Source organism: Mitsuaria sp. TWR114 (assembly GCF_007997345.1).
This window is the reverse complement of the sequence record NZ_VOSR01000787.1, coordinates 1-1,092: the sequence shown is the minus strand read 5'-3', so window position 1 is coordinate 1,092 and position 1,092 is coordinate 1. Positions and strand designations below refer to the sequence as shown.

The following is a 1,092-nucleotide window of genomic DNA, read 5'->3' as shown; positions in this document are numbered from 1 at the left end:
TCGGCGCTGTGGGCCGGCGGCTTCACCTGGATGGCCGTGCTGCTGGGCGTGATCGCCGGATTTCTCCAAGGGCGCAAGCAGCAGCGCGAGGAAGCGCGACAGGCGCAGGGCGCGGCGGCGGGCGGCGCGTCAGACCGCGATGCGGCCCAGGATGAAGCCGCGGCGCCGTCTCACGGTCGGCGCCAAGGCCCTCGCCAGGACCCACGCTGAAACGACGAGGAGCGCGCCAGCGGCGCGCTCCCGTGCGGTCCGGGGAGGGCTTACACCTTCTCGGCGTTGCGCGCCTGATCGCGCAGCAGCTTGATCTGGTCGTGGTTGCGCAGCACGCCGGCCAGCTGGCGCTGCACCACTTCCAGCACGCCGGCCGGCAGGGGCTTCTGCGCGGCCTTGCGATAGCGGCCCACGGCGGCGTCCTCGCCGCGCTCGCATTCCTCGAGCATGGCCTTGTCGCTGTAGCCGGTCAGGGTGCCCTTGACCGCGACCCAGCCGCGGTGCATCGCGCCGCTGGTGCTGCCGTCATCCTCGGGAGTGCCGCCGTGCTGCCGCACCAGTTGCTGCAACTCCGAGCAGGCCTGGCGGCAGTCCGCCGCGCGCTGCGCGAAGACTTCGCGCAGGCTGGTGCTCTTGACGTGCTCGGCGCAGCTGAGGAAGCCGTATTCGCCGTCCTTGCAGGTCTCGATCAGGGTGTTCAGCTCGTCGATGACATCCTTGTTGTCCATGGCAGTCCTTCCGTTGGGGAGTGAAGATGCCTGGATTCAGCAAGTCACATACCCGTGGGCAGGCCCATCGCGCGCCGCAGCGCCTCCAGGATCTGCGAGGGCGAGGCCGGCTTGCGCAGCACGATGAAGGAGGACTCGGCGGTGAGCGCCTCGCTGTAGCCGCTGATCAGCACCACCGGCAGGCCCGGCCGGCGCTTGCGCAGCTCGCGCGCCAGCGCCTGGCCGTCCATCGAGCCAGGCATCACCACGTCCGACAGCACGACGTCCACCGCCGCGCCGCTGCCGAACAGCTGCAGCGCCTCGTCGGCGTCCTTGGCCGTCAGCACCTGGCACGAGAAGCTGCGAAGCAGACTGGCGGTGACGCGGTTGAGCT

At 70.4% G+C, this 1,092-nt stretch carries 3 protein-coding genes; 1 reads left to right on the top strand and 2 read right to left on the bottom strand.

Annotated features, from left to right (window positions below):
- A partial coding sequence (locus tag FUT87_RS24180; protein WP_222617265.1) for a hypothetical protein occupies positions 1–210 on the top strand: 210 nt, incomplete at its 5' end.
- Positions 211–260: 50 nt separating this feature from the next.
- Here the strand turns inward: FUT87_RS24180 and FUT87_RS24175 are convergent.
- Complete coding sequence (locus FUT87_RS24175; RefSeq protein WP_147242642.1) at positions 261–719, bottom strand: PA2169 family four-helix-bundle protein; 459 nt, start codon at positions 717–719, stop codon at positions 261–263.
- 44 nt (positions 720–763) lie between these two features.
- Positions 764–1,092 (bottom strand): response regulator (locus tag FUT87_RS24170; protein WP_147242641.1); only part of this gene is annotated, 329 nt, incomplete at its 5' end.